This is a genomic window from Pseudooceanicola sp. DL12 (assembly GCF_056270665.1).
Genome location: NZ_CM149884.1, coordinates 3,835,852 through 3,861,490, shown reverse-complemented (window position 1 = coordinate 3,861,490; position 25,639 = coordinate 3,835,852). Strand labels below are relative to the sequence as shown.

At 65.1% G+C, this 25,639-nt stretch carries 25 protein-coding genes; 12 read left to right on the top strand and 13 right to left on the bottom strand.

The features are described 5' to 3' along the window. Positions 1 to 41: 41 nt before the first annotated feature. From AC0WR5_RS18120 to AC0WR5_RS18090, 7 genes are all read right to left on the bottom strand, one after another. Positions 42 to 944 (bottom strand): mechanosensitive ion channel family protein, encoded by a 903-nt coding sequence (locus AC0WR5_RS18120; protein WP_475865202.1) that lies wholly within the window; start codon positions 942 to 944, stop codon positions 42 to 44. Then, complete coding sequence (locus tag AC0WR5_RS18115; RefSeq protein ID WP_475865201.1) at positions 941 to 1,237, bottom strand: 4a-hydroxytetrahydrobiopterin dehydratase; 297 nt, start codon at positions 1,235 to 1,237, stop codon at positions 941 to 943. Before AC0WR5_RS18115 ends, AC0WR5_RS18120 begins: the two co-directional genes overlap by 4 nt. Then, the gene (locus tag AC0WR5_RS18110) at positions 1,234 to 2,424 is read right to left on the bottom strand and encodes a GNAT family N-acetyltransferase (protein ID WP_475865200.1); all 1,191 of its coding nucleotides are present in this window, start codon (positions 2,422 to 2,424) and stop codon (positions 1,234 to 1,236) included. The genes AC0WR5_RS18115 and AC0WR5_RS18110 overlap by 4 nt, the downstream gene beginning before the upstream one ends. Before the next feature lie 39 nt (positions 2,425 to 2,463). Further along, positions 2,464 to 3,237 carry a glycerophosphodiester phosphodiesterase family protein gene (locus tag AC0WR5_RS18105; protein WP_475869063.1) on the bottom strand — a complete coding sequence of 258 codons (774 nt, stop codon included), beginning with the start codon at positions 3,235 to 3,237 and terminating at the stop codon, positions 2,464 to 2,466. 3 nt (positions 3,238 to 3,240) lie between these two features. Further along, a complete protein-coding gene (locus tag AC0WR5_RS18100; RefSeq protein WP_475865199.1) occupies positions 3,241 to 3,705 on the bottom strand; it encodes a RidA family protein in 465 nt (154 codons plus the stop codon). Between the two features lie 187 nt (positions 3,706 to 3,892). Continuing rightward, the gene (locus tag AC0WR5_RS18095; protein ID WP_475865198.1) at positions 3,893 to 5,194 is read right to left on the bottom strand and encodes an HlyD family type I secretion periplasmic adaptor subunit; all 1,302 of its coding nucleotides are present in this window, start codon (positions 5,192 to 5,194) and stop codon (positions 3,893 to 3,895) included. After that, the gene (locus AC0WR5_RS18090) at positions 5,191 to 6,927 is read right to left on the bottom strand and encodes a type I secretion system permease/ATPase (RefSeq protein ID WP_475865197.1); all 1,737 of its coding nucleotides are present in this window, start codon (positions 6,925 to 6,927) and stop codon (positions 5,191 to 5,193) included. The genes AC0WR5_RS18095 and AC0WR5_RS18090 overlap by 4 nt, the downstream gene beginning before the upstream one ends. A gap of 242 nt (positions 6,928 to 7,169) precedes the next feature. Between AC0WR5_RS18090 and AC0WR5_RS18085 the strand changes: the two genes are divergently transcribed. Beyond that, positions 7,170 to 8,036: an MlaA family lipoprotein gene (locus tag AC0WR5_RS18085; protein ID WP_475865196.1), complete on the top strand. Its 867-nt coding sequence runs from the start codon at positions 7,170 to 7,172 to the stop codon at positions 8,034 to 8,036. Further along, entirely contained in the window at positions 7,999 to 8,634 is a 636-nt protein-coding gene (locus AC0WR5_RS18080) for an MlaC/ttg2D family ABC transporter substrate-binding protein (protein WP_475865195.1), read from the top strand. Before AC0WR5_RS18085 ends, AC0WR5_RS18080 begins: the two co-directional genes overlap by 38 nt. Positions 8,635 to 8,805: 171 nt before the next feature. On the opposite strand, the gene AC0WR5_RS18075 is transcribed toward AC0WR5_RS18080, so the two are convergent. Then, positions 8,806 to 11,121: a transglycosylase domain-containing protein gene (locus AC0WR5_RS18075; protein WP_475865194.1), complete on the bottom strand. Its 2,316-nt coding sequence runs from the start codon at positions 11,119 to 11,121 to the stop codon at positions 8,806 to 8,808. Between the two features lie 261 nt (positions 11,122 to 11,382). On the opposite strand from AC0WR5_RS18075, the gene AC0WR5_RS18070 reads away from it, so the two are divergent. Together AC0WR5_RS18070 and amt are read left to right on the top strand one after the other, a co-directional pair. After that, positions 11,383 to 11,721, top strand: coding sequence for a P-II family nitrogen regulator (locus AC0WR5_RS18070; protein ID WP_119400263.1), 339 nt, complete (start codon positions 11,383 to 11,385; stop codon positions 11,719 to 11,721). Between the two features lie 31 nt (positions 11,722 to 11,752). Continuing rightward, positions 11,753 to 13,102 (top strand): ammonium transporter, encoded by a 1,350-nt coding sequence (gene amt, locus AC0WR5_RS18065; RefSeq protein ID WP_475865193.1) that lies wholly within the window; start codon positions 11,753 to 11,755, stop codon positions 13,100 to 13,102. A 68-nt stretch (positions 13,103 to 13,170) separates the two neighbouring features. Here amt and AC0WR5_RS18060 read toward each other — a convergent pair whose 3' ends face one another. After that, complete coding sequence (locus tag AC0WR5_RS18060; RefSeq protein ID WP_475865192.1) at positions 13,171 to 14,175, bottom strand: threonine ammonia-lyase; 1,005 nt, start codon at positions 14,173 to 14,175, stop codon at positions 13,171 to 13,173. 237 nt (positions 14,176 to 14,412) lie between these two features. Here AC0WR5_RS18060 and AC0WR5_RS18055 point away from each other — a divergent pair, with 237 nt between their 5' ends. Beyond that, a complete protein-coding gene (locus tag AC0WR5_RS18055; protein WP_475865191.1) occupies positions 14,413 to 14,643 on the top strand; it encodes a hypothetical protein in 231 nt (76 codons plus the stop codon). Positions 14,644 to 14,649: 6 nt separating this feature from the next. Next, the gene (locus AC0WR5_RS18050; RefSeq protein ID WP_475865190.1) at positions 14,650 to 14,940 is read left to right on the top strand and encodes a GNAT family N-acetyltransferase; all 291 of its coding nucleotides are present in this window, start codon (positions 14,650 to 14,652) and stop codon (positions 14,938 to 14,940) included. A gap of 38 nt (positions 14,941 to 14,978) precedes the next feature. Here the strand turns inward: AC0WR5_RS18050 and AC0WR5_RS18045 are convergent, their stop codons facing one another. After that, entirely contained in the window at positions 14,979 to 15,353 is a 375-nt protein-coding gene (locus tag AC0WR5_RS18045; protein ID WP_475865189.1) for a rhodanese-like domain-containing protein, read from the bottom strand. A gap of 51 nt (positions 15,354 to 15,404) precedes the next feature. After that, complete coding sequence (locus AC0WR5_RS18040) at positions 15,405 to 16,298, bottom strand: MBL fold metallo-hydrolase (RefSeq protein ID WP_475865188.1); 894 nt, start codon at positions 16,296 to 16,298, stop codon at positions 15,405 to 15,407. 207 nt (positions 16,299 to 16,505) lie between these two features. On the opposite strand from AC0WR5_RS18040, the gene AC0WR5_RS18035 reads away from it, so the two are divergent. The 6 genes from AC0WR5_RS18035 (at position 16,506) to AC0WR5_RS18010 (ending at position 23,049) form a co-directional block, all read left to right on the top strand. Beyond that, entirely contained in the window at positions 16,506 to 17,741 is a 1,236-nt protein-coding gene (locus tag AC0WR5_RS18035) for a urate hydroxylase PuuD (RefSeq protein WP_475865187.1), read from the top strand. Between the two features lie 3 nt (positions 17,742 to 17,744). Continuing rightward, complete coding sequence (locus AC0WR5_RS18030; protein ID WP_475865186.1) at positions 17,745 to 18,098, top strand: hypothetical protein; 354 nt, start codon at positions 17,745 to 17,747, stop codon at positions 18,096 to 18,098. 98 nt (positions 18,099 to 18,196) lie between these two features. Beyond that, positions 18,197 to 20,140 (top strand): DNA mismatch repair endonuclease MutL, encoded by a 1,944-nt coding sequence (gene mutL, locus AC0WR5_RS18025; protein ID WP_475865185.1) that lies wholly within the window; start codon positions 18,197 to 18,199, stop codon positions 20,138 to 20,140. Beyond that, positions 20,137 to 21,372: a DNA recombination protein RmuC gene (locus AC0WR5_RS18020; protein ID WP_475865184.1), complete on the top strand. Its 1,236-nt coding sequence runs from the start codon at positions 20,137 to 20,139 to the stop codon at positions 21,370 to 21,372. The genes mutL and AC0WR5_RS18020 overlap by 4 nt, the downstream gene beginning before the upstream one ends. A gap of 69 nt (positions 21,373 to 21,441) precedes the next feature. Beyond that, complete coding sequence (locus tag AC0WR5_RS18015) at positions 21,442 to 21,768, top strand: DUF3775 domain-containing protein (RefSeq protein WP_475865183.1); 327 nt, start codon at positions 21,442 to 21,444, stop codon at positions 21,766 to 21,768. A 66-nt stretch (positions 21,769 to 21,834) separates the two neighbouring features. Beyond that, on the top strand, positions 21,835 to 23,049 hold the full coding sequence (locus AC0WR5_RS18010) for a hydantoinase/carbamoylase family amidase (protein WP_475865182.1): 1,215 nt from the start codon (positions 21,835 to 21,837) through the stop codon (positions 23,047 to 23,049). Here AC0WR5_RS18010 and AC0WR5_RS18005 read toward each other — a convergent pair. Further along, positions 23,040 to 23,747 carry a response regulator transcription factor gene (locus AC0WR5_RS18005; protein WP_475865181.1) on the bottom strand — a complete coding sequence of 236 codons (708 nt, stop codon included), beginning with the start codon at positions 23,745 to 23,747 and terminating at the stop codon, positions 23,040 to 23,042. The two genes, AC0WR5_RS18010 and AC0WR5_RS18005, sit on opposite strands and share 10 nt — an antisense overlap. Further along, positions 23,744 to 25,621, bottom strand: a complete 1,878-nt coding sequence (locus AC0WR5_RS18000; RefSeq protein WP_475869061.1) for a PAS-domain containing protein — start codon at positions 25,619 to 25,621, stop codon at positions 23,744 to 23,746. Before AC0WR5_RS18000 ends, AC0WR5_RS18005 begins: the two co-directional genes overlap by 4 nt. Positions 25,622 to 25,639: the final 18 nt, after the last annotated feature.

The window sequence follows — 25,639 nt, the reverse complement described above, 5'->3', positions numbered from 1 at the left end:
CCGCGTTGCCGCAGGCCCCCTTGCCGTGACATGTCCGGCCTTCAGGCCGCGTCGCGTGGCGGCTCGCTGTCGCCGCCACTTTCGGCCTGAACAAGGGTCCGCGTCGGGAAGGGAATGTCGATCCCGCCGGCATCCAGGGCTTCCTTCACGTTGCGTTTCATGTCGGCCTGGAACTTGAACAGCTCGCTTCGGTCGCACCAGACCCGCACCAGGAAATCGACCGAGAAATCGCCGAGGTTGTTGACCTGGATGAAGGGCTCGGGGTCGGTATGGCTGCGGGGATCGGACATGATGGTGTCGCGGATGATCTCCTCGGCCTTCTTCAGGTCGCTGTCATAGCTGACGCCAAAGGTCCATTCGGCACGGCGCGTGGGATAGACCGAGTAGTTGATGATCGTGTTGCCCCAGACTTCCGAGTTGGGGATGATGATCTGGGTATTCGAGAGGCTCGCCAGCTCGGTGTAGTTCAGGCTGATGTCCTTGACCGTGCCCGACTGACCGTTGATCTCGACGAAATCACCGCTCTTGAAGGGGCGGAAGAAGATGATCATCACCCCGGCCGCGATGCTCGAGAGCGTGCCCTGCAACGCCAGGCCAATGGCCAGCGAGAAGGCACCGATCATCGCAACGAGCGAAGTCGTCTGGATGCCGAAGGTGTTCAGTACGAAGAGCAGGGCCAGCGCGATGATCGTGTAGCGCAGCAGTGTGCCCATGAAGCTGAACAGCGTATCGTCGAGCTGGTCGTGACGCTGTGCAAGGTTCGAGACGCGGCGCTTTGCCCAGCCCGCCAGGAAGAAGCCGACGATCAGGATGATTGCGGCGGCAACCACGTTGCCCAGCAACGCCATCAGGGTGTCGAGGGTGAACCAGTCGCGAAGCGATTGCCCACCCACGACGTCCGTGTTCAGAAAGTTCTGTAATTGTGCCTGCAGGTCTTCGTTCATGCCAGGATCTGATCCATCTTTCGTGCCAGTTTCGCGTCCAGCGCGGTGATGCCGCCCATGTCATGAGTGGTCAGGCGCACGGTCACGCGATTGTAGCTGTTGCTCCAGTCGGGATGGTGGTCCCATTTCTCAGCCCAGATAGCGGCTCTGGTCATGAAGGCAAATGCCTCCGGAAAATCACTGAATTTGTATGTCTTTTTCAGCACGTCCCCACCGTCCTCAAGCTCCCAGCCGTTCTGCAGCAGGGGTTCGATGATGGTTTCTCGGACGGTTGCACTCAGGATCTCGCTCATTCCTGTTCCTCCTGATTGTCGCGGCGGAAGGGGCCATAGGCGGTCAGCACCTCGACCTCCTCGTCTACCGCGCGGGCTTCGGCCTTCAGATATTCGCCGATGGCACGGGCCAGCCCGGGGTCCGCGATCCAGTGCAGCGAATGGGTGTAGCTGGGCAGGTAGCCCCGCGCCAGCTTGTGTTCTCCTTGTGCGCCGGCTTCCACCCGCGACAGGCCGCGGGCAATGGCATGGTCAATGGCCTGATAGTAGCACAATTCGAAGTGAAGGCACGGGTGGTGCTCGATACACCCCCAGTAGCGGCCATAAAGCACGTCGCGGCCGATGAAGTTCAGCGCGCCGGCCACGTTGCGCCCCTCTCGCTCGGCCAGCACCAGCAGAACGTCGTCGCGCATGGTTTCCTGCACGATCTCGAAGAAGGCCCGTGTCAGGTATGGGGTGCCCCACTTTCGGCTGCCGGTGTCCAGGTAGAAGCGCCAGAAGTCGTCCCAGTGTTCCGGCCTCAGGGCATCACCGGTCAGGGCGTGGATCTCTCCGCCGAAATCCTGCGCCTGCCGGCGTTCCTTGCGTATGTTCTTGCGCTTGCGCGACGACAGGCCTTCCAGGAAGCCGTCGAAATCCGCATAGCCCTCGTTTTCCCAGTGGAACTGCTGCGAATAGCGTCGCATCAGCCCCATCGCCTCGCCCGCGACCGCCTCGGCCTCGGTGCAGAAGGTCACATGCAGCCCGGAGAGCCCGTTGTCGGAGGCCAGTTGCACCGCGCCCTGCACGAGGGCGCCTATCCCCTGGGCCTCGTGGCCGGGTTTCACCAGGAAACGGCGCCCGGTCGCCGGCGTGAAGGGAACGGCGATCTGCAGCTTGGGGTAATATTGTCCGCCCGCCTGCTCGTAGGCATGGGCCCAGTTGAAATCGAAGATATATTCGCCCTGGCTGTGGCTCTTGGCATAGAGCGGCGCCACCGCGATCAGCTCTTCGCCGAGGTAGACCGCGAGGTAATGCGGCTCCCATCCGGTGCCGCGTCCGACCGATCCGCTGTCTTCAAGCGCCTTCAGGAAACGGTAGGTGGTAAAGGGATCTGCGGGTGGCCCGCCGTCGGCAGATTCGGGGCAGGCGCAGGCGTCCCAAGCGGCCTCTCCGATCTCGGAAATGGCCGGCAGGGCGCGGATCTCGATTGTCGGTTGCTCGGGCATGTCCATGTGCCCGACTATCTGGCCCCGCAGGGGCGGGGATCAAGCGGGAATGACGGCCTGATAGTGTTCGAAGGTCACATTATCGGCAATCTGCCGCGCGGCAGCCTCGTCCCCGGCACTTCGGATGGTCCAGCAGAGGATCGGGAAACCTTGTGATTTCAGCGCCTTTACCCGGGCGCGGTCGAGGTCGGAGGCTTCGTGGCTGATAAAGGACGCCCCGGTTTTCGCAAAGGCTGCGATGTCGCGCAACTCTGCTCGCCAGGCCGGATCGAGCGGGTCCCAATCATGGGTGTCATAGCCGCAGGTGGTGATGCCCCGGGGGGTGTCGGGGGCACATTCGGCCATCTTCGCGACCGAATGCGGGTTGAAGGACATGAAGGCGATCGGCCCCGCGTATCCCTCTGCCACCTTTGCGGCGGCGGCTTCCAGGTCCCCCAGGGCGGGCCCCATGGCGCGATCCTGGTCCTTGATCTCGACCAGCAGAGGCACGCGGCCCGCCACCAGCTCCAGCACCTCGGCAAAGGTGGGGATGCCGGTGGCACCACCGAGCAGCGGAATGGCCGAGAGCTCTGCGGCATCGCGGGCGTTGATCTCGCCCGTCTCGCCGGTCAGGCGCTCCATGTCGTAGTCGTGAAAGACCATCGGCACGCCGTCGCGCGAGGGCTGCAGGTCGATCTCGATGCCATAGCCCGCCTCTGCCGCCGCCAGAACCGCCTCGCGGCTGTTCTCCGGCCGCCCGCCCGCCTTGTCGTGATAGGCGCGGTGGGCAATGGGCGCCTTGAGGAAGGCGGCAGGCAGGGACGGGCTTTGCATCATTTACTCCAGTTCAAAGATCGCTTCGATCTCGACGGCGACGCCGAAGGGCAGGCCACCGGCCGAGACGGCCGAGCGCGAGTGACGCCCGGCATCGCCAAGGGCCTCCACCAGGAAGTCCGAGCAGCCGTTGATCACCTTGGGCTGGTCGCCGAATTCCTTGGTCGAGTTGACGAAGCCGGTCAGCTTGACCACGCGCTTCAGTTTCGAGAGGTCGCCGCCGCAGGCCGCCTTGGCCTGGGCCAGCAGGCTGATCCCGCAGAGCTTGGCAGCCGCGGCGCCCGCATCGACGTCCATGTCGTCGCCAAGCACGCCCTTGACCAGGCCGTTGGCATCCTGGCTGACCTGGCCGGACACGAAGACCAGGTTGCCGACCTGCACGAAGGGCACGTAGTTGGCTGCGGGGGCGGCGGCTTCGGGCAGGGTGATGCCCATTTCCGCCAGGCGGGTTTCGATTGCGTTGCTCATGAGAGAACCTCCTGGAAATATCGCGGCGACGCTAGCGGCCCACGCCGGGATTGCAACCGCGATTGCAATCGGGGATGGCATGGGTATCCAGCTCGCGCGACGAACTCTGCGGAGGTCTCCGCCGGGTCGGCGCTTGCGCCCCTATGGCACGCGGATGTGACAGGATCGTGTCAGCGGCGGCGCGATATCACGTCTCCCGGAAGGCCTTGGCAAAGTAATCCGTCACCGGTTTCACCAGATAGGCCAGCGGCGTCCGGTCGTCGGTGCGGATGAAGGCCTCCACCGGCATGCCCGGGATCAGCGTCAGCCCCGCGGGCAGGCGCTCGCGTTCGCCGTCATCGATCCGCACCTGCACCCGGTAGTAGGCGCGGCCCGTGGCCTCGTCGGTAAAGGCATCTGCCGAGATCTGCATCAGGTGACCGTTCAGCTCCGGTGTGGTGCGCCGGTCAAAAGCCGAAAACCTCAGCAAGACAGGCTGTTCCAGGCGCAGCGTATCCACGTGGATCGGTTCCACCTTGGCGGTGATCACAAGGGGCCGGTCCTGCGGCACCAGGTAGAGCACAGGTTCCGCCGGCCGGACCACCGACCGCGGAGCGAAGACCGTCAGCCCGTAGACCACGCCGGAGACCGGCGCCGTGATCTGAAGCCGCTCCATCTCGTCCTTCAGGCTGCGCCGCCGCTCCGCCAGTTCGAGCTCGCGGTACTGCTGGTTGCGCAATTCCGTGATCGCATCCTGCCGGCGGGTACTCTCCAGCTTCATGATCTCAAGCTCGTATTCGGTGATCTTGCCCTGCGCCTCGGCCTTGCGCGCCGTGAGGTCGCCAAGGGCACCACGAAGCCGTGCCTCCTCACGTTCCAGCGCCAGCACCCGCGACACCTGCGTCAGCCCCTTGCCCAGCAGGGCTTGCTGCGTCGCCAATTCGCGCGCGACCAGCGAAAGTTGGAGGCCAAGCGCCTCGTATTGCGCGTCGATCCCGTCGATCTGGCTGTCGATCTGCCCGATGCGCTTTTCCATCTGCTCACGGGCCTGGCCGCGGCTCTCCGCTCGCGCGCTCAGCAGGCGCCGCTGTCCGGTCAGCAATTCGGCAACCTCGCTGTTCAGCCCGGCCGCGGCCGCCAGTGCCGGGTCGAAACTGATGGTGTCGCGGTCGTCGCGCTCCGCCTCGAGCCGTCCGCGCCTGGCCATCAACTCGTAGAGCTGCCCCTCGACGATCGCCAGATCCGACTCCAGCTGAACCGGATCGAGTCGCAGCAGGATCTGCCCGGCCTCCACCTCCTGGCCCTCGCTCACCAGGATCTCCTCCACCACGCCGCCGTCCGGGTGCTGCACGATCTGCCGGTTGCTCTCCACCTCGATCTGCCCCGGGGCGATGATCGCGCCGGCGATCCGGGTCAGCGCGGACCAGCTGCCGAAACCGCCCACCAGCAGGATCAACGTGACCACACCCAGCAAAAGCGGGCCTTGCGCGGAATAGCGATCCTTTCTCATCTTACGCCTCCTCCGCCACTGGCCCTCTGGATGTGCTCATGGTTCTGCACCACCTTCCGCAGCACCTCGTCGCGGGGCCCAAAGGCCACGCGTGCGCCGCCGTCCAGCACCAGCAGCAGGTCGCATTCGCGGATCGCCGCGGGGCGATGGGCCATGATCAGCACTGCGCGGCCCTCCTCCTTCATGGTTCGGATCGCGGCGTTCAGGGCCTCGCTGCCCTCGTTGTCCAGATTCGAGTTCGGCTCGTCCAGCACCAGGACGACCGGATTTCCGTACATCGCCCGGGCCAGGCCGATCCGCTGGATCTGTCCGCCAGAGAGCCGCCCGCCATGGGCGCTGACCCGGGTGTCATACCCTTCCGGCATCTTCAGGATCATGTCGTGAGCGTCGGCGCGTTGCGCTGCGGCGACCACCAGGGCGTCATCCGGCACCTCTGCCATGCGGGCGATATTCTCGGCGATCGTCCCGTCGAACAATTCGACCCGCTGCGGCAGGTAGCCGATCAGCTGGCCCAGTTCGGCAGGGGGATATTGATCGAGGGCTGCGCCGCCCAGGCGGATCTTGCCGCCGGCACAGGGCCAGGCGCCGGTCAGGGCCCGCGCCAGGGTGGATTTGCCCGCGCCGGAGGGCCCGATCACCCCCACGGCCTGCCCGGGCGAGACGGCAAAGCTCAGCATGCGCAGGGCGGCATTGTTCTGGCCCGGTGGCAGGATCGTGGCCTGCACGGCCTCCAGTTCGGCCGCGGGCCGGGGCAGGGCCGTGCGTGGCGGTGCCACCGGCGTGCTGCCCAGCAGCCCCGACAGGTTGGACCAGCCCCGCTGGGCCCTTTGGACGACGGGCCATTGGCCGATCAGCACCTCTACCGGGGTCAGGGCCCGGCCGAGCAGGATCGACCCGGCGATCATCGCCCCCGCGGAAACCTGCCCGGTCATGGCAAGCCAGGCCCCCAGCCCCAGCATGGCCGATTGCAGGAAGAGCCGCAGGGTGCGCGTCAGCGCGGAAAAGCCCGACGTCACGTCGGAGGAGGTCACCTGGCTGTCGAGGGCCCTGCCTCGATGCCCCTGCCAGCGGCGGGCGACGGCCTCTCCCATGCCCATGGCGCGGATCATGCCAGCCTCGGCACGCATCTGGTCGGCCTGGGCCTGGGCCGCGACCGTTGCATCCAGGGCGCGGGCCTGGGGCGGCTGACCCAGCATCCGGTTCAGTATCGCAACCAGCACCAGGACGCCGCCGCCGGTCAGGGCCAGAAGCCCCAGAAGAGGATGAAAGAGTGCGATTCCCCCCAGGAAGAGCGGTGTCCAGGGCAGGTCGAAGGCTGCGGGCACCACCGGCGAGGCCAGCAGCCGCTGCACCGCCTCGAGATCGCTCAGCGCGGTATCGGCGGCGGGATCGGGCCGCAGCGCCGCGCGGCGCAGCGCCGCGTCATAGACGCGGTCATCGAGGTCGGCCTGAAACCGCGCCCCGATTCGGGTAAGAATCCTTGCGCGGCTCAGCTCCAGCACCCCCATGACGGCAAAGAGAAAGGCCGCCAGTCCGGTCAGCGCCAGCAAAGTCTCGACCGAGCGCGAGGTCATGACCCTGTCATAGACAAGCAGCATGTAGAACGGACCGGTCAGCATGAGCAGGTTGGCAAAGATGGAAAAAATGCCCACGGCCCAGAAAAGGGAACGGCTTCGGCGGCGAACCGCGCGAAGTTCTTCGGCACCAGCCTGTTTTTGCCTGTCCGGCGTCATTCGCCACCACCCTTTATCGCGAATTGCGGGTTTCCCGTTCTCGTCCAAGCGCATAGTCTTCCGGCAGACGGGCCAACCCCAGGGCGGCAGCGCCTGTTGCCGATCGGTGACAAGTTGATCGAGACACCTGTGGTCTTATGGCGCGACTGATTTTAAGGATTAGATAAACCGGGTCGTTTACCACACTCCGGAAAACATCAGATTTGAGACGATTGTCACCAGCCATGTTCCAGCATTCTGCCATGACCCGTTCCCGTTTCGGTGCCCGCTCCATGTTTTCCCTGCTCGCGGTTTCGGCCGTGGTGGTCACGGCAGGCTGCAGCACGCCTGACCCGGATGCGCCGACACAGATGTTCTACGATCCCTACGAGGACACGAACCGGCACACTCATGAATTGAACAAGGCGATCGACAGCGCGCTGCTGCGGCCGGCCGGCGTGACCTATGTCACCATCGTGCCAGAGCCCGTCGGCGACATGGTCAGCAACTTCGGCAAGAACCTCACCACGCCCACCGACGTTGTGAACAACGTGCTTCAGGGCAACTTCCAGGATGCGCTGACCAATACCTTCCGTTTCGCGCTGAACTCCACCGTGGGTATCGGCGGGCTGATCGACGCGGCGACGCTCTGGGGCGTGCCCGACCCCGAGACCGACTTCGGCGAGACTCTCTATATCTGGGGCGTGCCCGAGGGGGCCTATCTCACCCTGCCGGGGCTGGGGCCCTCAACGGAACGTGATGCCTTCGGCAAGGTCGTCGACATCCTTATGGACCCGGTCGGCATTGTATTGGGCGGCACCGATCAATACATCGGCACCGCGGCGCGCGCGGCCTCGACCGTCGGGGAGCGCGGCAAGTACGCCGATTCCGTCGACGCCCTGCTATACGACAGCGCCGACAGCTATGCGCAGTTGCGGTCGATCTACCTGCAGAATCGGCGTTACGAACTGAGCAAACTGAAACAGATCGGCGCCGCTCGCCCGGGTGCCGATGCCGCTTACGATGATCCTTATGCCGACCCCTACGGCGACCCCTATGGTGAACCAGAGGCCGAAAGTTATGATGACCCCTATGCCACTTCCTACCAAGACCCGTACGACATCCAGTAACCTGAGCCGCCGCGGTTTCATCGCGGCTGCCGCGGCCCTTGCGGCCGCGCCGATGGTCCTGCCGCGTCCGGCCTTCGCCCTCTCCACCGGGCAGGCCGAACAGCTGGTGAATACCGTCGTGACCGAGATCAACCGCATCATCGCCTCGGGTCAGTCCGAATCCGCGATGATCGCCGATTTCGAGCGTCTCTTTGCCCGCTATGCCGATGTCAGCATCATTGCGCAGTCCTGCCTCGGCCCCGCGGCCCGCAGCTTCAATGCCCAGCAGCTCGCCGCCTATACCCAGGCCTTCCAGGGCTATATCGCCCGCAAGTACGGCAAGCGCTTCCGCGAGTTCATCGGCGGCGAGATCATCGTCAAGGGCGCCCGTCCGGTGAAGAGCTGGGTCGAGGTCGACGCCACCGCCAACCTCAAGGGGCAGGCCCCCTTCGACGTCAAGTTCCTGGTTTCGGACCGATCGGGCAAGGATCTCTTCTTCGATCTCTTCATCGAGGGCATCTCGATGCGCCTGACCGAACGGGATGAGATCGGGGCCATGCTGGACGCCAATCGCGGTGACATCGGCGGCCTGACGCAGGCCCTGAAAAAGGCCGGCTGATCGCGCCGGCAAGGCACGCGTCGCCAGGCATGTTGCACATGATCAAGGGCCCTGTCCGCCAGTGCGGGCAGGGCCCTTGATCTTGCACGGCGCGCTCTGCGCGGCTCTGCGCATGAATAAAGGCGGCGCTCCAGCAGGGGCGCCGCCTTTTTCCGTTCCGGTCTCCGACCCTCAGTTCAGGCCGAAGATATCCTTGATTGCGCGTTCGATGACGCTTTCGTTGCGGCGCTGGCCCTGGCTGTCGGTGTTGCCGGCGATGGCGCGACTCGGGGCCGGTTCCGGGCGCAGCATCGGCAGGGGCTTCGGTTCCAGGCCGTCCATCACCCGCGACATGGTCGCGTGGAAGATCTCGGCCGGCAGGCCGCCACCGGTCACGCCGGTCAGGGGGGTGTTGTCGTCATAGCCCATCCACACGCCCACCACGTAATCGGCCGAGAAGCCGACGAACCAGGCATCGCGGGCAGCCTGCGTGGTGCCGGTCTTGCCGGCGATCTCCACCCCGTCGACGGCGGCACGACGGCCTGATCCCTTGGTCACCACCTGGTGCATCATGTAGATCAGTTCGCGCGCCGCATCCTGGCGGATCACCCGTTCGCCGATGCCACCGTCGCTGCCCATCAGGGGCTCGTCGTCGCCCTGCAGGGTCACGTCCTGGATGCCATAGGGGGTTACGGAGGACCCGCCGTTCAGGATCCCGGCATAGGCACCCACCATCTCGATCAGCGTGCTTTCGGAGGCGCCGAGCGCCAGCGCCGGGCCCTGAGCCAGGTCGCTCTCGATGCCGAAGTCGCTGGCCACCCGGCGCACGTTGTCCAGGCCCGCGGCCTCGGCCACGCGCACGGCGGGGATATTCAGTGACTTGTAGAGCGCTTCCTCCAGCGGCACGGGGCCGCGGAACTGGTGGTCATAGTTTTCCGGGCTCCAGGGACCCGAGCCGGGAATGTCGATGGTCAGCGGGCTGTCGTCGACCATGTCGTTGTAATGCCAGCCGAGTTCCAGCGCAGTGGCATACACGAACGGCTTGAAGCTCGATCCCGTCTGGCGCAGCGCCTGGGTGGCCCGGTTGAACACGCCGCCGCCCTTGACGTTGCGCCCGCCGACCATGGCGCGCACTGCCCCGTCCGGGCTCATCACCACAACGGCGGTCTGCGCCTTGGATCCTTCCCTGACCTTGTTCGAGAAGATCTCGGTCACGGCGTCCTCGGCGGCCTGCTGGATGCGGGGATCCAGCGTGGTGCGGAAGACTGCGTCGGCGGTCGACTTGTGGGTCAGGAAATCGGGACCGGACGACATGATCCAGTCGGCGAAATAGCCCCCCGATTGCTCCTGCGCGGCCTTCGACAGCTCGGCGGGGTGGGCGCGGGCCTCTTCGGCCTGGGCGTGGGTCAGATAACCCTGGTCCTCCATCAGACCCACGATCACGGTGGCGCGGTTCTGGCTCCGGGCCAGGTTGTTGGTGGGGGCATAGCGAGTCGGCGCCACCAGCAGGCCGGCCAGCATCGCGGCCTCGGCCGGATCGACATTGGCGGCGGACTTGCCGAAGTAGCGCTGGCTGGCGGCCTCGAAGCCGCGGGTGCCTTCGCCCAGGTAGGCGCGGTTCATGTAGATCGTCAGGATGTCGTTCTTGGTGTAACGCATCTCCATCGCGATGGCATAGATTGCTTCCTTGGCCTTGCGCCACAGGGTGGTCTGGCGACAGTCGGCCTCATAGGCCGCTTCGTTCTTCCACTTCTTCGGATCATAGGGCGTGCCCATGCACAGCAGCTTCGCGGTCTGCTGGGTGATGGTCGAGCCGCCGTGCCCCGAGAGCGGCCCGCGGCCTTCGCGCAGGTTGATCGCGACAGCGCTGGCAATGCCGCGCGGGCTGACACCGAAGTGCTTGTAGAAACGCCGGTCCTCGGTGGCGACGATGGCGTTGCGCAGGTTGGGCGAGACCGAGTTCGCATCCACGCCGCCGCCGAACTGGTCGCCCCGCCAGGCAAAGACCTGGCCAGTGTCGTCCAGCATGGTGACAGAGCCATGGGTGCGCCCGTCATAGAGCTCTTCGGGGGCCGGCAGGGTCATCGCGGTGATGCCCGCGGCAATCAGCACGATGGCCGCGCCCACGGCCACCAGCCGCCAGGAGATCCGCCAGATCAGCGACAGGATCAGGCCAATGAAGCCCAGGACCGCCGCGATGATCGGGTTGCGGTGCCGGCCGCCGCCATTGCCCCCGGCCTTGCCGCCACGGCCACCGCCGCCCTTGCCGCCGCTTCCACCATTGCGCGCGGCCTTTTGCGGTGCCGCGCGCTTGGGGCTGGCGCTGCTCTTCTTCGGAGGGGCCTTCTTGGGAGGCGCAGGTTTCCTTGGGGCCGAACTGCCGGAGCCGCCCGTGCCGCTCGCACGGGGCTTGCCTGCCCCGGAAGGGGCGCCGCCAGAGGTACGCTTGCTGGTCGCATAACGCTTGTCGGCCACCAGAGGCGGTGTCCTGCGTCCTGATTCACTCATGTATTGCCCTGCCCGAGCCACTTTGTCGTTTTATGGCACCCTACAGGTTTTGCGACCCAATGTTGAGACATCACATTTTGGATAGAGTGTTTTTGATCTGCATAAAAATGATGCATTTCGGCAAAACTGTCGAAAAAAGTGGCGCCCCCGACGCATTTTCCCCTAGCCGACAGGGCCCTCTGTTCCTCATGTGGGTGCCGCGACGCTTATCTGCGATTGCCAAACTGCGGGCCCGGACCCGCATTAAGGAAGGGGATAGTAGTGAAACTGATCATTGCAACAATCAAACCGTTCAAGCTCGAGGAGGTCCGCGAGGCGCTGACCGAGATCGGCGTGCGCGGGATGATGGTGACGGAAATCAAGGGCTTCGGTTCTCAGTCCGGCCACACCGAAATCTATCGCGGTGCAGAATACGCGGTGAACTTCGTGCCGAAGATCAAGCTCGAGATCGCAGTGACGGCCGCCATGGCCGACCAGGTCGTCGAGACCATCACCACCACTGCCAAGACCGGGAAAATCGGCGACGGCAAGATCTTCGTGCTGGACATCCAGCAGGCCGTTCGTGTGCGGACCGGCGAAACCAACGACGACGCACTCTGAGCGCCAGCGGACAGGGAAAGGAACTCAACTAATGAAAACCGTTACGAAACTGGGCCTTGCCGCAGCGATTATCGCGCTGCCGAGCATGGGCTTCGCGCAGGAAGCGGCCGAAGTGGCCGAAGCTGCTGCGCCGGCCGCCGTGCCCACGGACACCGTGTTCATCCTGAACACGCTGCTGCTGCTGATCGGTGGCTTCCTGGTGTTCTTCATGGCTGCGGGCTTCGGCATGCTCGAAGCAGGCCTCGTGCGTTCCAAGAACGTCGCGATGCAGTGCACCAAGAACGTCGCGCTCTTCTCGCTGGCCTCGATCTTCTACTACCTGATCGGCTACAACCTGATGTACCCGCTGGGCACCTGGGCCATTGACGGCGTGCTCTCCGGCGTCTGGGGCCCCGCGGTCCTCGAAGCTGTCGGCGTGACCGCCGATGCCGCCGACGACTACGGCTATGCCTCGACCTCCTCGGACTTCTTCTTCCAGGTCATGTTCTGTGGCGCCACCGCCTCGATCGTTTCCGGTACCCTGGCAGAACGCATCAAGCTCTGGCCCTTCATGATCTTCACGGTCATCCTGACGTCGCTGATCTACCCGATCTCCGCATCCTGGAAATGGGGCGGCGGCTTCCTCGACGAAGCAGGCTTCCTCGATTTCGCCGGTTCGACCGTCGTGCACTCCGTGGGTGGCTGGGCCGCTCTCGCCGGCGCCATCATCCTCGGCCCGCGCCTTGGCAAGTACAAGGACGGCAAGGTCACCGCGTTCCCCGGTTCCAACCTGACCCTCGCCACCCTGGGTACGTTCATCCTGTGGCTCGGCTGGTTCGGCTTCAACGGTGGTTCCCAGCTCGCCATGGGTTCGATCGGTGACGTGGCCGACGTGGGCCGCATCATGGTCAACACCAACGCTGCTGCCGCCGGCGGTGCCGTTGCTGCCATGATCGTCACCCAGCTGGTCTACAAGAAGGTCGACCTGACCATGGTGCTGAACGGCGCCCTTGCCGGCCTCGTCTCCATCACCGCAGAGCCGCTGACCCCCTCCATCGGTGCCGCAACCATCATCGGCATGATCGGTGGCGTGATCGTGGTCTTCGTGGTCCCGATGCTCGACAAGATGAAGATCGACGACGTCGTCGGCGCCATCCCGGTCCACCTCGTCTGCGGTATCTGGGGCACCATCGCGGTTGTCTTCACCAACCCCGACGCCACCATCGGCGCCCAGCTCTACGGTATCATCGTCGTTGGTGTCTTCACCTTCGTGGTCTCCGCCGTTGTCTGGCTGATCCTCAAGGGCATCATGGGCCTGCGCGTCTCCGAAGAGGACGAGCTCATGGGTCTCGACATGGCCGAACTGGGTATGGAAGCATATCCGGAATTCGCAAAGGGCTGAATTCTTCCTTCCAATTCAGTCTGATGACTGGCCCGGGCAGACATGCCCGGGCCTTTTTTCTGGGGGCCCTATTCCGTCGTCCTTGGCGTCGCGACCATTGCGTCCCGCAGGAGTTCCGGGTCCACGTTGCGCCCGGACAGGATGACCACCACGCATTTGCCCTCATGCACCGCCGAGGCCCGCAGCGCCGCCGCCAGGCCCACTGCCGCCCCCGGCTCGACGATCAGGCCGAAATCCTGCGCTGCGATCCGCATCGCCTCCATGGCGCCCAGGTCACTCACGCTGGTCAGGCCGATGTCTGCGTCACGCAGGATCCCGAAGGGGATGCGCGCCGTGAACAGCCCGTTGATCGCATCGCAGATCGATTGACCGCCGGGCTCAAGGTCCACCTGCCGCCCGGCACGCAGCGAATTGGCCATCTTCTCAAAGCCCTCGGCCTCCACCGCGACGATCTCCGTGGCGGGGCTCAGCGCGTCGCGCGACAACAGGCTGCCCGCGGTCAGCCCACCGCCGGAGCAGCTCGCCATCAGCGTATCCACCTGCAGGCCGATCTCCGCGGCCTGTTCAAAGATCTCCCGCGCGACCGTGCCGGCGCCGGCCACCACGTGAAAGTCATCTGCCGGCGGCACGAAGATCCGGTTCTCTTCTTCCTGGATGCGCAGGGCCGCCCGGGTCAGCTCGGCCTTGGGCACCTGCACCACCCGCGCGCCAAGGTCGCGGATCATCTGCACCTTGATCGCGGGGGCCGACGCCGGCACCACGACCACCACAGACACGCCCGCTGCCGCCCCGGCCAGGGCCAGCGCCTGCCCGTGGTTGCCGGAGGAGCGAGCCACGATACCGCGCACCTTTTCCTCCTCCGTCAGGGCCGCGACCCTGTTCATCGCGCCGCGGATCTTGAACGATCCGGTCGGTTGCAGCCCCTCGGGCTTCACCAGGATCCGCATGCCCGCCTCGGCCGAGAGGCGGGGCGATTCCAGCAGGGGCGTTCGCACGACGCCCGCGCGGATGCGCGCGGCAGCGGCTTCGATGTCGGCATAGCCGGGCAGGGCGATGCCCTCGTGTGTCGTCATGTCTTGGGTCTCCAGAGCTGCGCCGCCCGGGCCCTTGCCGGGGCGGCGCACCGTTTCACTTGGTCGGAGTCTGCTCCACCTGTCTCGAAGGTGTAAGGCAGGAAGTGCGGTTGCGGGGCCCCGGCGCTGCCATGGGGCGAAGAAACGACACGAAAAAATACAGGCGCACGGCTGCCGGCCCGCTGCAATGCGCCGGCCGTGCCTTGCCGCGCCGCGCTGTTCTCCCAGGATACCCGCATGACCCGCCCCTATACCCTTCCCGAGCAGTTCGAGACCGCCCGCTATCACCTTCGCAGGGTGCGGGTCGGTGATGCACAGGCCATCTTCGACAGCTACGCGACCGACAGCCGCGTCACGCGCTGCCTTGGCTGGCGTCCTCATACCGATGTCGGCGAAACCCGCGCCTTCCTGGAAAGCGCCGCGGCTTTCCCTCCGTCGTCTTTGACAGGCAGCGGCCGGAGGAGCTGATCGGGCATGTTCCACCCGCATCTGTCCGCGCGGGGCCTGAACTATGGCTACGTGCTCTGTCACGCGGCCTGGGGGCAGGGCTGCGCCCGCGAGGTGCTGAGCTGGCTCGTCGGGCATGCCCTTTCGCATCCGGCCATCTTTCGGGCCGAGGCTTTCTGCGATCTCGAGAACCCGGCCTCGGCCCGGGTGATGGAAAAGGCCGGCATGACGCGCGAGGGCACCCTGCGGCGCTACTTCATCCATCCCAACGTCTCGGACGAGCCGCGCGACTGCGCGCTCTACGCCCGGGTCCGCTAGGCGGCAAAAGGGGGCGTTGCCGCCCCCCTCTGTCCTTCTCAGCCTTTTTTCACCGGGCCGCCGGTGGCCATGTCAGTGCCGATATGGGGCTTCTCCGCGGCCTTCCAGGCACCAAAGCCGCCCTCCATGTGGGCGATCTTCTCCACTCCGGCGGCAAGCGACTTGCGCGCCATCCTGTCGGACCGCACGCCCGATCCACAGTGCAGCACGATGCGCTTGTCGCTCTGGCCGGGCAGGGCCTCGGGGGTGAAAAACGCCATCGGCATCAGAAAGGCTCCCTCGATGTGCTCGAACATGAACTCCTGCGGGGTGCGCACGTCGATCAGGACGATCTTGCGGGTGTCGAGCGCGGCCTGCACCTCGTCGGGGGTCCATGTTTCCAGTGTGGCGCCGTTCACGTCTTCGGTCTTCATGCTGCTGTCCTTTGGCTTGCGGCAGGGGCTCTGCCTTTCGGGATTTCGGTTTCAGAACCGGTTGGCCGGAATCTTGAAATAGCTTCGTCCATCGGCCTCGGGCTCGGGCAGCTTGCCGGCGCGCAGGTTCACCTGCAGCGCATGCAGCATCCGGTCGGGCAGGGGCAGCGTGGCGTCGCGGGCCTCGCGCAGGGCGATGAACTCGGCCTCGCTCTTGCCGGCCAGGTGCGGGTTGTGCGCACGGTGCTCGGCCACCGTGGCCTCCCAGGCAGGCTCCTTGCGCTCCTTCACCGGCGCATAATCATGGCCGATGAACAGCCGCGTTTCGTCGGGCAGCGACAGGATCTCCTGGATCGAGGCCCAGAGATCGGCGGCGGACCCGCCGGGGAAATCCGCCCGCGATGAACCCACGTCCACGTGCATCAGCGTGTCGTGCACAAAGGCCGCGTCGCCGATCACATAGGTGACCGAGCCCAGCGTATGGCCGGGCGACAGCATCACCCGCACCTCGAGCTCGCCGAGCGCAAAGGTCTCGCCGTCGTAGAAGAGGTGGTCAAAGTCGTTCTCCACGTCGAAGGCCTCCGGCGCGTTGTAGATGCCGCGCCACAGTTCGGCGATCTCGGCCACCTTGGCGCCGATGCCGTTGGGCGCGCCGGTCTTTTCCTTCAGCCAGTGCGAGGCCATCAGGTGATCCGCGTGGGGGTGGGTGTCCAGCACCCATTGCACCGTCAGCCCTTCACGGGCGACGAAATCGAGAATCTCCTGCGCGCAGGCCATCGAGGTGCCCGCGCTGCGCGGATCGAAATCCTGCACGACGTCGATCAGCGCTGCCCGTTTCGTGGCCTCGTCGACGGCGACATATTGCACCGAACCGCTGGCCTTGTCGTAGAACCCATGCACGCGGGGCGATCCGGGCCCGCGAGAGGGGCTGGTCAGGGTGAACATCAGGGTCTCCTTCATCTTGATCCCGTAATCGGCGCCAGGGAGGCACCTTTCATATTCAGATAGTGGAATTCAACGCCTGGGCAAGGGGCGATCTGCACGTTTCCGAACCGTACCGCCAGACGCACCCCCGTGTTGCAAAACCGAAGATTGCCGCTGTCGCCCCGCGGCGGTAGTTTCGGGGACATAAGAATAACGAGGGACACCAAAATGTATGACCTGACCGCAATCGGGGCATGGCTGGAATTCGCGGTGCGCTGGACGCATGTCATCACGGCAATCGCATGGATCGGCTCTTCTTTCTACTTCATCGCGCTCGATCTCGGCCTGCATCGTGACCGCAATCTCGCCTCCGGGGCGGATGGCGAGGAATGGCAGGTCCACGGCGGCGGCTTCTACCACGTGCAGAAATACCTCGTGGCGCCCGACCGGATGCCGGATGACCTCATCTGGTTCAAATGGGAGAGCTATTCGACCTGGCTCTCGGGCTTCGCGCTGCTCTGCCTGGTCTATTACCTGGGCGCGGACTTCTACCTGATCGACCCCGCGGTCATGGACCTGAACAAGTTCCAGGCCATCGGCATCTCTGCCGGGTCGCTCGTGCTGGGCTGGATCGTCTACGACCGCATCTGCAAGTCGAAGTTCGGTGACAACAACACCCGGCTGATGCTGGCGCTCTACGTGATCCTCGTCGCTCTGGCCTGGTTCTATACGCATGTCTTTGCCGGGCGTGCGGCGATGCTGATGCTGGGGGCCTTTACCGCAACCATCATGACGGCCAACGTCTTCTTCATCATCATGCCGAACCAGCGCATCGTGGTCGCCGACCTCAAGGCAGGCCGAACCCCCGATGCCAAGTACGGCAAGATCGCCAAGCAGCGCTCGACCCACAACAACTACCTGACGCTGCCGGTCATCTTCATGATGCTCAGCAACCACTACCCGCTGGCCTTCGGCACCCAGTACACCTGGATCATCGCGTCGCTGGTCTTCCTGATGGGCGTCACCATCCGCCACTTCTTCAACTCCATGCATGCGCGCAAGAAGGTCCCCTACTGGACCTGGCTGGTCACCGCGATCCTCTTCCTGATCGTCATGTGGCTCTCGACCGCGCCTCTCTGGATGACCGACGACGAAGATCCCGAGGCCGGCCTGCTGACGCAATATGCCCAGGCCGACGGTTTCGAGCAGGTCCATGACATTGTCATGGGCCGCTGCTCCATGTGCCACAACGCCGAGCCCTTCTATGACGGCATCCTCTGGGCGCCCAAGGGCGTGCGTCTCGACACGGCGGCCAACATCACCCGCAACGCGCGGGCGATCTACCTTCAGGCGGGCCTCAGCCACGCCATGCCGCCCGCCAACGTCAGCTATATCGAGCCGGAGGAGCGCAAGGCGATCCGTGACTGGTACGAGGCCGCCACCGGCCAGCATCAGAAGAGCTGAACCATGCGCATTGCCCCTCCCGCCCTCTGCTGTCTCGCCCTGCTGGCCCTGACACCGGGGGCGGGGCTGGCCCAGACCACGGCACTCGCCGCCCCCGTGGCCTTTGCCCCCGACGAGGGCAGCACCCAGGTGCGCATCTACCTCGTCGATTTCGCCGCCATCGCGGACGAGGCATGGTTTCTCGCCGGCCCCTGTCTCGGGGCGGACAACCCCACGATGATCCGCGCCGTGCAATTCCCCGCCTGGGCCGATGTCTCCGTCTACCTCTCGCCCCATGCGCTTCAGGCCGACCGTGTGCTCTGTCTCTCCAGCCTCGCCGGCGCCCCCGCGGCCTTCCTGCCGGCGGAACCCGGCTGACAACCGGCCCGGCTGGCGTAAACCATCGGGCGGCTATCCACAGCTTATCGCATCCCGACCCGTTCCCGACTCGCATCACCCGTGCTAAGTCTTGGGTCATGCACCGCCCAGACCCCAACATACGCGAAACCGCCCCCGTCATCCGTCAGCTGGACGAGGCCGCCGTCAACCGCATCGCCGCCGGCGAGGTGGTCGAGCGCCCGGCCTCTGCCGTCAAGGAGCTGGTCGAGAACGCCCTCGACGCCGGCGCGATGCGGATCGAGGTGACGGTGGCCGATGGCGGCAAGACCCTGATCCGGGTCAAGGATGACGGCTGCGGCATCGCGCCGGAGGCCCTGCCGCTCGCCCTTTCGCGCCATGCCACGTCCAAGATCGACGGCTCCGACCTGCTGAACATCCACACCTTCGGTTTCCGGGGCGAGGCGCTGCCCTCGCTGGCCGCCGTGGGCCGGCTCACGCTGACCTCGCGCGCCACCGGCCATGACGCCGCCGAGATCCGCGTCTCCGGTGGCCGCGCCGATCCGGTGCGCCCCGCCGCCCTCAACCAGGGCACCGTGGTCGAGCTGCGCGATCTCTTCTATGCCACCCCCGCCCGGCTCAAGTTTCTGCGCACCGACCGGGCCGAGATGCAGGCCGTCACCGATACCATCAAGCGCCTGGCCATGGCCGAGCCCTTCGTCGGCTTCACGCTGCGCGATGCCTCCGGCGGCGCGGCCGGCAAGGGGGGCGAGCCGCGGGTAATCTTCCGCGCCGATGCCGAGACCGGCGACATGTTCGATGCCCTGCACGGGCGGCTCGCCAATATCCTCGGTCGCGAGTTCGCCGAGAACGCCTTGCGCATCGACGCCACCCGCGATGGTCTGCACATGACCGGCTATGCCGCGCTGCCCACCTATTCGCGGGGCGCCGCCGTGGCGCAGTTCCTCTTCGTGAACGGCCGCCCGGTCCGCGACAAGCTGCTCACCGGCGCCCTGCGCGCCGCCTATTTCGATTTCCTGTCGCGCGATCGTCACCCGGCGGCGGCGCTCTTCATCGACTGCGATCCGGTGCTGGTCGACGTCAACGTGCACCCCGCGAAATCCGAGGTTCGCTTCCGTGATCCCGGCACCGCGCGCGGGCTGATCGTCTCCGGGCTGCGCCATGCCCTGGCCGAGGCCGGCCACCGCGCCTCTACCACCGTTGCCGGCGCCACGCTCGGCGCCTTCCGGCCAGAGCCGCTGCTTACTCCGGAAGGGCGCCCGACCACCTATCAGCGCGATTATTCCGCGCCGTCGGGCGGCGGCTATTCCGCGATTTCGCACCGACGCGATACCGACGTAATACCGACGCAATACCGACGTCAGAATCCCGGCTTTTCAGAGGGTTACGAATCCGGCTTTTCGGGCCTCGACAGCGCCCCTTCGGCCCGTGCTGAACTGCCCGAAGAAGCCATCGAACGCCCCAATGAAAGGCCGCTCGAGGAATACCCCCTCGGCGCTGCCCGGGCGCAGGTGCACGAGAATTACATCATCGCCCAGACTACCCGCGGCATGGTCGTCGTCGATCAGCACGCGGCCCATGAGCGGCTGGTCTACGAGCGTCTGAAGAAGCAGATGGCCGAGAATGGCGTGGCCTCTCAGGCCCTGCTAATCCCGGAAATTATCGAGCTTTCACAAGGGGATGCGCAGAGTCTGCTTGATGCGGCAGAGGATCTCGCGCGCCTTGGCCTGCATGTCGAGCCCTTCGGCGGCGGTGCCATAGCGGTGCGCGAAACGCCGGCGATCCTGGGCGAGATCAATGCCGAGGCGCTGATCCGCGACGTGCTCGACGAGCTGGCCGATCAGAACGAATCCATGACCCTGCAGGCCCGGATCGAGGCGATCCTGTCGCGCGTCGCCTGTCATGGCTCCATCCGCTCCGGTCGCCGCATGCAAGTGGCTGAAATGAATGAGCTTTTGCGCCAGATGGAGGCCACGCCCCATTCCGGCCAGTGCAACCACGGCCGCCCCACCTACGTGGAGCTGCAACTCTCTGATATAGAACGGCTTTTCGGGCGCACATGATCCAGTTCGGCGGCACCACGCTCTCCCTCTCTGATCCGCTCGTCCTGGCGCTGTTGATCGGCGGGCTGGCTTTCCTCATCCTTTTGATTCTGTTGGTCTATTCTATCCGTGCTGCGGGCCGCTCGGCCGAGCCGGTGATCTGGCAGATGGATCAGCTCTCCCGCACGGTCGAGAGCCTGGCCCGTGGACAGGAGGGGCTCGCCGGGAATTTGTCCAGTGTTTCCAACGCGCAAACCAATGGTCAGGCACAGATGCTGCAGAGCATGGAGGCCCGCATGGCCCAGGTGCAGCAACAGATGAACGACCGTCTGCACGAGAATGCCATGCGCCAGGCCCGTTCCCTCTCCGAGATGCAGGAGAAGATGAACGCCCAGTTGCAAGGCGGCTCGGAACAGACGGTCAAGCGCCTGGCTGAATTGCAGCAGCGGTTGCAAATGATTGACAAGGCTCAGGAAAATATCACCAAGCTCTCGGGAGACGTGCTCTCCCTGCAGGATATCCTGTCCAACAAGCAGACCCGCGGTGCCTTCGGGGAGATCCAGCTGAACGACATCGTCTCCAAGGCGCTGCCTTCCGACAGCTACTCGATCCAGCACACGCTGTCGAATGGCCGCCGCGCCGACTGCCTGATCCATCTGCCCAACCCGCCGGGCCCCATCGTCATCGATGCGAAGTTCCCGCTGGAACCCTACGAAGCCCTGCGTGCCGCCGAGAACCGTGATCAGACGCGGCTGGCCGCGACCCAGTTCCGGAATGCCGTGCGCCAGCATATCCGTGCAATTTCAGACCGTTACATTATCGAGGGCGAAACGGCGGACGGCGCGCTGATGTTCCTGCCCTCCGAGGCGGTCTATGCCGAGCTGCATGCGAACTACTCCGACGTGGTACGCGAGGGGTTCAACGCACGGGTCTGGATCGTGTCACCGACCACCTGCATGGCGACGCTGAACACCATGCGTGCCATCCTCAAGGACGCCCGCATGCGTGAACAGGCCGGCGCGATCCGCAAGACGCTCCACCTGCTGCACCGCGACGTCGAGCTGGTGGTCGAGCGGGTCGGCAAGCTCGAAACCCATTTCGATCAGGCCCGGCGAGACCTTGATGGCATCGGCACGGCGGCGGAACGTGCCGGCAAACGCGCGTTGAAGCTCGACAATTTCGACTTCGAAGAGCTTACCTCGGACGATGCGACCCCGCTGGAAAGCCTCGGGCATGATGTCGCGAAAACCTGACATTGAGATAAATCAAGGACCGTGGGCGCGGGAAATGCGGTAAGCTGAAGTGCAACAGGAGGAACCGCCATGCTGGAAATCTCGATCACCAAAGTCGCCAATGTCATCCTCATGGCACGCGAGCTGAACCGTGCCGAAGGCGAATTGCGGGCCTTTCTGGAAGGACTGAACGAGGACGAGCTGACCAGCCTGGTGGCCATCATGTGGATCGGCCGCGAGGCCTTCGGCCCTGAGGAGCTTGAAGAGGCCATTGCAACGGCGCGCAACGAGGCGTCCAGCCCGACCGAGGATTATCTCCTTGGCACGCCTCATCTTTCCGATCATCTGGAAAACGGTCTCGAGGCGCTTGGACTGTCCGCACAAGATGATGAGGACGACCTGGTCCGCGGCGGCTGAGGCCGGTGATTTGCCTTCGACCGACATCGGGTGTTTCTAGGGGCCAAGCAACCAAAGAGGCACCCTATGATTCCCGTGAACCCCGACCGTTTCCTGGCCGACCTGCACCATCTGCGCAGTTTCGGCGCCTCGGGCGTTGGCAAGGGCGTTGTGCGCAGGGCCTATTCAAACCCCGATATCGCCTCGCGCAATTGGCTGGCCGGGCAATTCGGCGCGGCCGGTCTTCAGGCCGAAATCGATCCGGTGGGGACGGTCTGGGGTCTGGCGCCGGGCAAATCGATTCTCGTTGGATCCCATAGTGATACACAGCCCGAGGGGGGCTGGCTCGACGGCGCCCTCGGTGTGATCTGTGGCCTCGAGCTTGCCCGCGCGGCGCGTGAGGTTGGCCTGCCGGTGTCCGCGGTTTCCTTCCAGGACGAGGAGGGGCGTTTCGGCGTCATGACCGGCAGCCGCGTCTGGTCTGGCCGCACGACACTCTCCGAGGCCGATGTGCTGACCGACAGCACGGGCGTAAGCTTTGCCGAAGGTCGTGCGCGGATGGCTGATCTGGTGACGGGCGAGGTGGATCCCACGCGATTTTCCGGCTTCGTGGAGTGCCATATCGAGCAGGGCCCCTGGCTGGATGAAGCGGGGGAAGCGGTGGGTGTGGTCAGCGATATCGTGGGTATCCGCGATATGCGCATTACCTTCACGGGCGAGCAGAACCATGCAGGCACCACCCCGATGCACCGGCGCAAGGATGCGTTCAAGGGCATGCTGCGGTTCCAGGCCCTTGTCGAAGAGCGATTCCGTAACGTGGTGACGCCGCAGACGGTCTGGACCACTGGGCATGTCGAGCTCTATCCCGGCTCGCATTCCGTTGTGCCCGGCAGCTGCAGCTTTGCGATGCAATGGCGGGATGGGGACAAGAACCGCCTGGACCGGATGGAAGAGATCATCCGCGAAACAGCCTCCGAGGTCGCCGAGGCCATGGGCTTCGGTCTCGAGACGACTGGTATGCTCGGGCTGGAGCCGGTGCCAATGGATGCCGGGTTTCAGAAGGCACTCGCCGATGCAGCCGAAGCTCAGCTGCCGGGGCGCTGGCGCAAGATACAGTCGGGGGCGCTGCATGATGCGGCGAGCCTCTCTCGCCTGATGCCGGTGGCCATGCTCTTCGTGCCGTCGATCGGCGGGATCAGTCATGCCTTCGGCGAGGATACGGCAGAGGCCGACCTGGTGGCCGGCCTGAAGGTGCTGGCGGCGGCTGTCGAGGAGATCGCGGCCGGGATCTCTCAGGGCTGACCCCAGTCGACATCGCCGAGGAAGATATAGCCCGCACCGTATATCGTCTTGATTAGGAGCGGGTTTTTCGGGTCTTCGCGCAGTTTCGTGCGCAGCCGGGAGATGCGGACATCCATCGCCCGATCGAAACTCTCTCCCGCGGCGCCACCCAGGACCTCCTGCATCGTTGACCGCGAGACGAGTCTCTTCGGGCGCTCAAGAAAGAGACGAAGCACCTCGGCCTCGGCATGTGAAACAGGGATTTCCGCGCCCGCGTCATCTTCGAGCATGAACCGATCGAAATGGGCCGCCCAGCCATTGAAGCGGGCGGTCTGACTGGCGCTCGCGACGGGGCGATCCCGCCGCAGCCGTGCGCGAACCCGGGCCACCACTTCGGCAGGATCGAAGGGTTTACTGATATAGTCGTCTGCCCCGAGCTCCAGTCCGGTCACCCGATCCTGCACCTGCGCCCGCCCGGAGATGATGATCACCGTCGCCCCCTTCTCCAGCGCCAGCCGATGCACGAGCGTCAAGCCGTCGCGGTCCGGAAGTGACAGATCCACGAGGCAGAGATCGGGGGTAGACGCCTGAAGGGCCGCCTCGAATTCCGTTGCGCGCCCAAAGGCCCGGGTGCGGAATCCTGCCTGCTCCAGCGCGGTGGACAGAATGCCGCGGATGGCGGGCTCGTCGTCCAGTATGGCAATCGTCGGGGCGCTCATGCGGCCACGTCTCCCTTTTTCAGGAACATGCTCAACTGCCCTGCATCAAAGGGCTTTTGCAGTACAGGCCCGCGGGTGCGGGCGATGCGATGCAGCGGGTGGTCCTGTCGCAGCGATGTCATGATGCAGCAGGTCGGAGCTTCGGGGGGCAGGGCGTCGAGCAGGTCGATACCGGTCGATCCCCCTTCCAGTGTCAGGTCGCTCAGGATCAGCGTGAGGTCGGGGACTTTGCCCGCGAGCTCCGCCGCTTCCTGAGCAGAACTGGCCTCGATCACGGAATACCCCTCGGCAATCAGCATGGTACGGACCGAGAGCCTCAGGTCGGGGTTGTCCTCGACCAGAAGGACCAACCCGGGCCGAACCACGGGCAGGACTTCGCGCCAGGGCAAGGACAAGGTGACCTCGCCGCCCGGGCTGTTACGCAGCTTCATCCGCCCGCCAGCGCGCTGCGTCATGTCATAGACCATCGACAGACCCAGCCCGGAGCCTTCGCTACCCTTGGTTGTGAAGAAGGGCGTCAGTGCCTTTTGCAAGGCCATATCGGAAAAGCCCGGGCCGGTATCGCTCACACTCAGCCGCAGCCAGGTATCCTGCTGGCTGGTCGCTGTCAGGCGGATGCGGCCCGGTCCCTTCCCGATGGCGTCGCGAGCGTTGAGCACAAGGTTCAGCAGGCTGTCCTGAAGCATGCCAGGGTCAAGCCAGAGGCTTCGGTCTCCCAGGCTGTTCTCGACCTGCAGGGCGATTCCGGCGGGCAGGGCAGAGCGGGCAAGGGTCTCGAAATCCTTCAGGAAAGACGACCAGTCGGTCGGCCCCGGTGCATGTTCCCTCCCTCCGGTCATGTCCGCGATGCGGTTCAGCAGCCGGCCCCCGCGCCGCGCGGCGCCCTGTGTCGCCTCGACAAGGTCGCGGGCCGACTCGGTCAGCTCGAACCGCGCCAGCTGTGACTGAAGCCCCATGATGATGGTCAGGAGGTTGCCAAAGTCATGGGCCATGCCGGAGGTCACCTGCGCGGCCAGCTCGCGGCGGCGCGTCTGTTGAAGGGCGGCGCGGGTCTGGCTTTCTTCCGTTATATCGGTGGAAAGCAGGTAGGTGCCCTCGCGGCCATTCGGTGTCAGGGCGGTGCGGATGCGGCGAGAGCTGGCCTCGTCCGTGAATTCGAAGACCGAGGGTCGCCCCTCGAAGGCGGCGTCGAGAAAGGGGCGGACAGCCTGATAGGCCTGGTGGCCAAGGACATCGGCGATATGCATTCCGACGATGTTGCCCGGCCGGCCGGGCATGATCCTGTTCAGGCGCCGGTTGGAGTAGGTATAGATCCGATCCGGCGAAACATGGGCGATATGGGCGGGAATCATCTCGGTTGTCAGCCGCGTGCGGGCTTCCATCTCGGTAAGTTCGCGCCGGGTTTCCTCCAGTACCGCATTGGTGGCGAGCAGCTTGCGGTTGGCGGCAGAGAGTTCCTCGGCGCGAGTGAGAAGCTGATCCGAGAGCTCCTCGGATCTGGCGCGCAGCAGGCCCTCTTGTCGCTTTACGTCGGTGATGTCGGTGTAGACGGCAACCCATCCGCCCTCGGCCAGCGGGGCGCCCTCCACGCTGATGGCGCGTCCGTTGGAGCGTACCCGTTCGAGGTAGTGGGGCTGAAACGCTCGGGCCTTCTCGACGCGTATCCGCACGGCCTCCTCAAGGTCGTCGATCGGGCCGTAATCTCCTGTCACGCAAAGGAAACGTATCGTGTCCTCGAAACGTGCGCCGGGGCGCACCAGTTCGGCTGGCAGATCGAACATGGCGCGAAAGCGGCTGTTGCATTGCACCAGCTTCAGGTCCTTGTCGTAGATGGACAGGGCCTGCTGAATCAGGTTCAGCCCGGCCATGGTCATCAGCTCTCGCTGTGAAGG

Coding starts and splice junctions, on each gene's coding strand:
- AC0WR5_RS18015 (WP_475865183.1), top strand. CDS start 21,442: ATGCTGGAAATCTCGATCACCAAAGTCGCCAATGTCATCCTCATGGCA.
- mutL (WP_475865185.1), top strand. CDS start 18,197: ATGCACCGCCCAGACCCCAACATACGCGAAACCGCCCCCGTCATCCGT.
- AC0WR5_RS18045 (WP_475865189.1), bottom strand. CDS start 15,353: ATGAAGACCGAAGACGTGAACGGCGCCACACTGGAAACATGGACCCCC.
- AC0WR5_RS18040 (WP_475865188.1), bottom strand. CDS start 16,298: ATGTTCACCCTGACCAGCCCCTCTCGCGGGCCCGGATCGCCCCGCGTG.
- AC0WR5_RS18095 (WP_475865198.1), bottom strand. CDS start 5,194: ATGAGAAAGGATCGCTATTCCGCGCAAGGCCCGCTTTTGCTGGGTGTG.
- AC0WR5_RS18105 (WP_475869063.1), bottom strand. CDS start 3,237: ATGCAAAGCCCGTCCCTGCCTGCCGCCTTCCTCAAGGCGCCCATTGCC.
- AC0WR5_RS18080 (WP_475865195.1), top strand. CDS start 7,999: ATGCCACTTCCTACCAAGACCCGTACGACATCCAGTAACCTGAGCCGC.
- AC0WR5_RS18090 (WP_475865197.1), bottom strand. CDS start 6,927: ATGACGCCGGACAGGCAAAAACAGGCTGGTGCCGAAGAACTTCGCGCG.
- AC0WR5_RS18060 (WP_475865192.1), bottom strand. CDS start 14,175: ATGACGACACACGAGGGCATCGCCCTGCCCGGCTATGCCGACATCGAA.
- AC0WR5_RS18055 (WP_475865191.1), top strand. CDS start 14,413: ATGACCCGCCCCTATACCCTTCCCGAGCAGTTCGAGACCGCCCGCTAT.
- AC0WR5_RS18110 (WP_475865200.1), bottom strand. CDS start 2,424: ATGCCCGAGCAACCGACAATCGAGATCCGCGCCCTGCCGGCCATTTCC.
- AC0WR5_RS18050 (WP_475865190.1), top strand. CDS start 14,650: ATGTTCCACCCGCATCTGTCCGCGCGGGGCCTGAACTATGGCTACGTG.
- AC0WR5_RS18075 (WP_475865194.1), bottom strand. CDS start 11,121: ATGAGTGAATCAGGACGCAGGACACCGCCTCTGGTGGCCGACAAGCGT.
- AC0WR5_RS18120 (WP_475865202.1), bottom strand. CDS start 944: ATGAACGAAGACCTGCAGGCACAATTACAGAACTTTCTGAACACGGAC.
- AC0WR5_RS18115 (WP_475865201.1), bottom strand. CDS start 1,237: ATGAGCGAGATCCTGAGTGCAACCGTCCGAGAAACCATCATCGAACCC.
- amt (WP_475865193.1), top strand. CDS start 11,753: ATGAAAACCGTTACGAAACTGGGCCTTGCCGCAGCGATTATCGCGCTG.
- AC0WR5_RS18000 (WP_475869061.1), bottom strand. CDS start 25,621: ATGACCATGGCCGGGCTGAACCTGATTCAGCAGGCCCTGTCCATCTAC.
- AC0WR5_RS18010 (WP_475865182.1), top strand. CDS start 21,835: ATGATTCCCGTGAACCCCGACCGTTTCCTGGCCGACCTGCACCATCTG.
- AC0WR5_RS18100 (WP_475865199.1), bottom strand. CDS start 3,705: ATGAGCAACGCAATCGAAACCCGCCTGGCGGAAATGGGCATCACCCTG.
- AC0WR5_RS18030 (WP_475865186.1), top strand. CDS start 17,745: ATGCGCATTGCCCCTCCCGCCCTCTGCTGTCTCGCCCTGCTGGCCCTG.
- AC0WR5_RS18085 (WP_475865196.1), top strand. CDS start 7,170: ATGACCCGTTCCCGTTTCGGTGCCCGCTCCATGTTTTCCCTGCTCGCG.
- AC0WR5_RS18020 (WP_475865184.1), top strand. CDS start 20,137: ATGATCCAGTTCGGCGGCACCACGCTCTCCCTCTCTGATCCGCTCGTC.
- AC0WR5_RS18035 (WP_475865187.1), top strand. CDS start 16,506: ATGTATGACCTGACCGCAATCGGGGCATGGCTGGAATTCGCGGTGCGC.
- AC0WR5_RS18005 (WP_475865181.1), bottom strand. CDS start 23,747: ATGAGCGCCCCGACGATTGCCATACTGGACGACGAGCCCGCCATCCGC.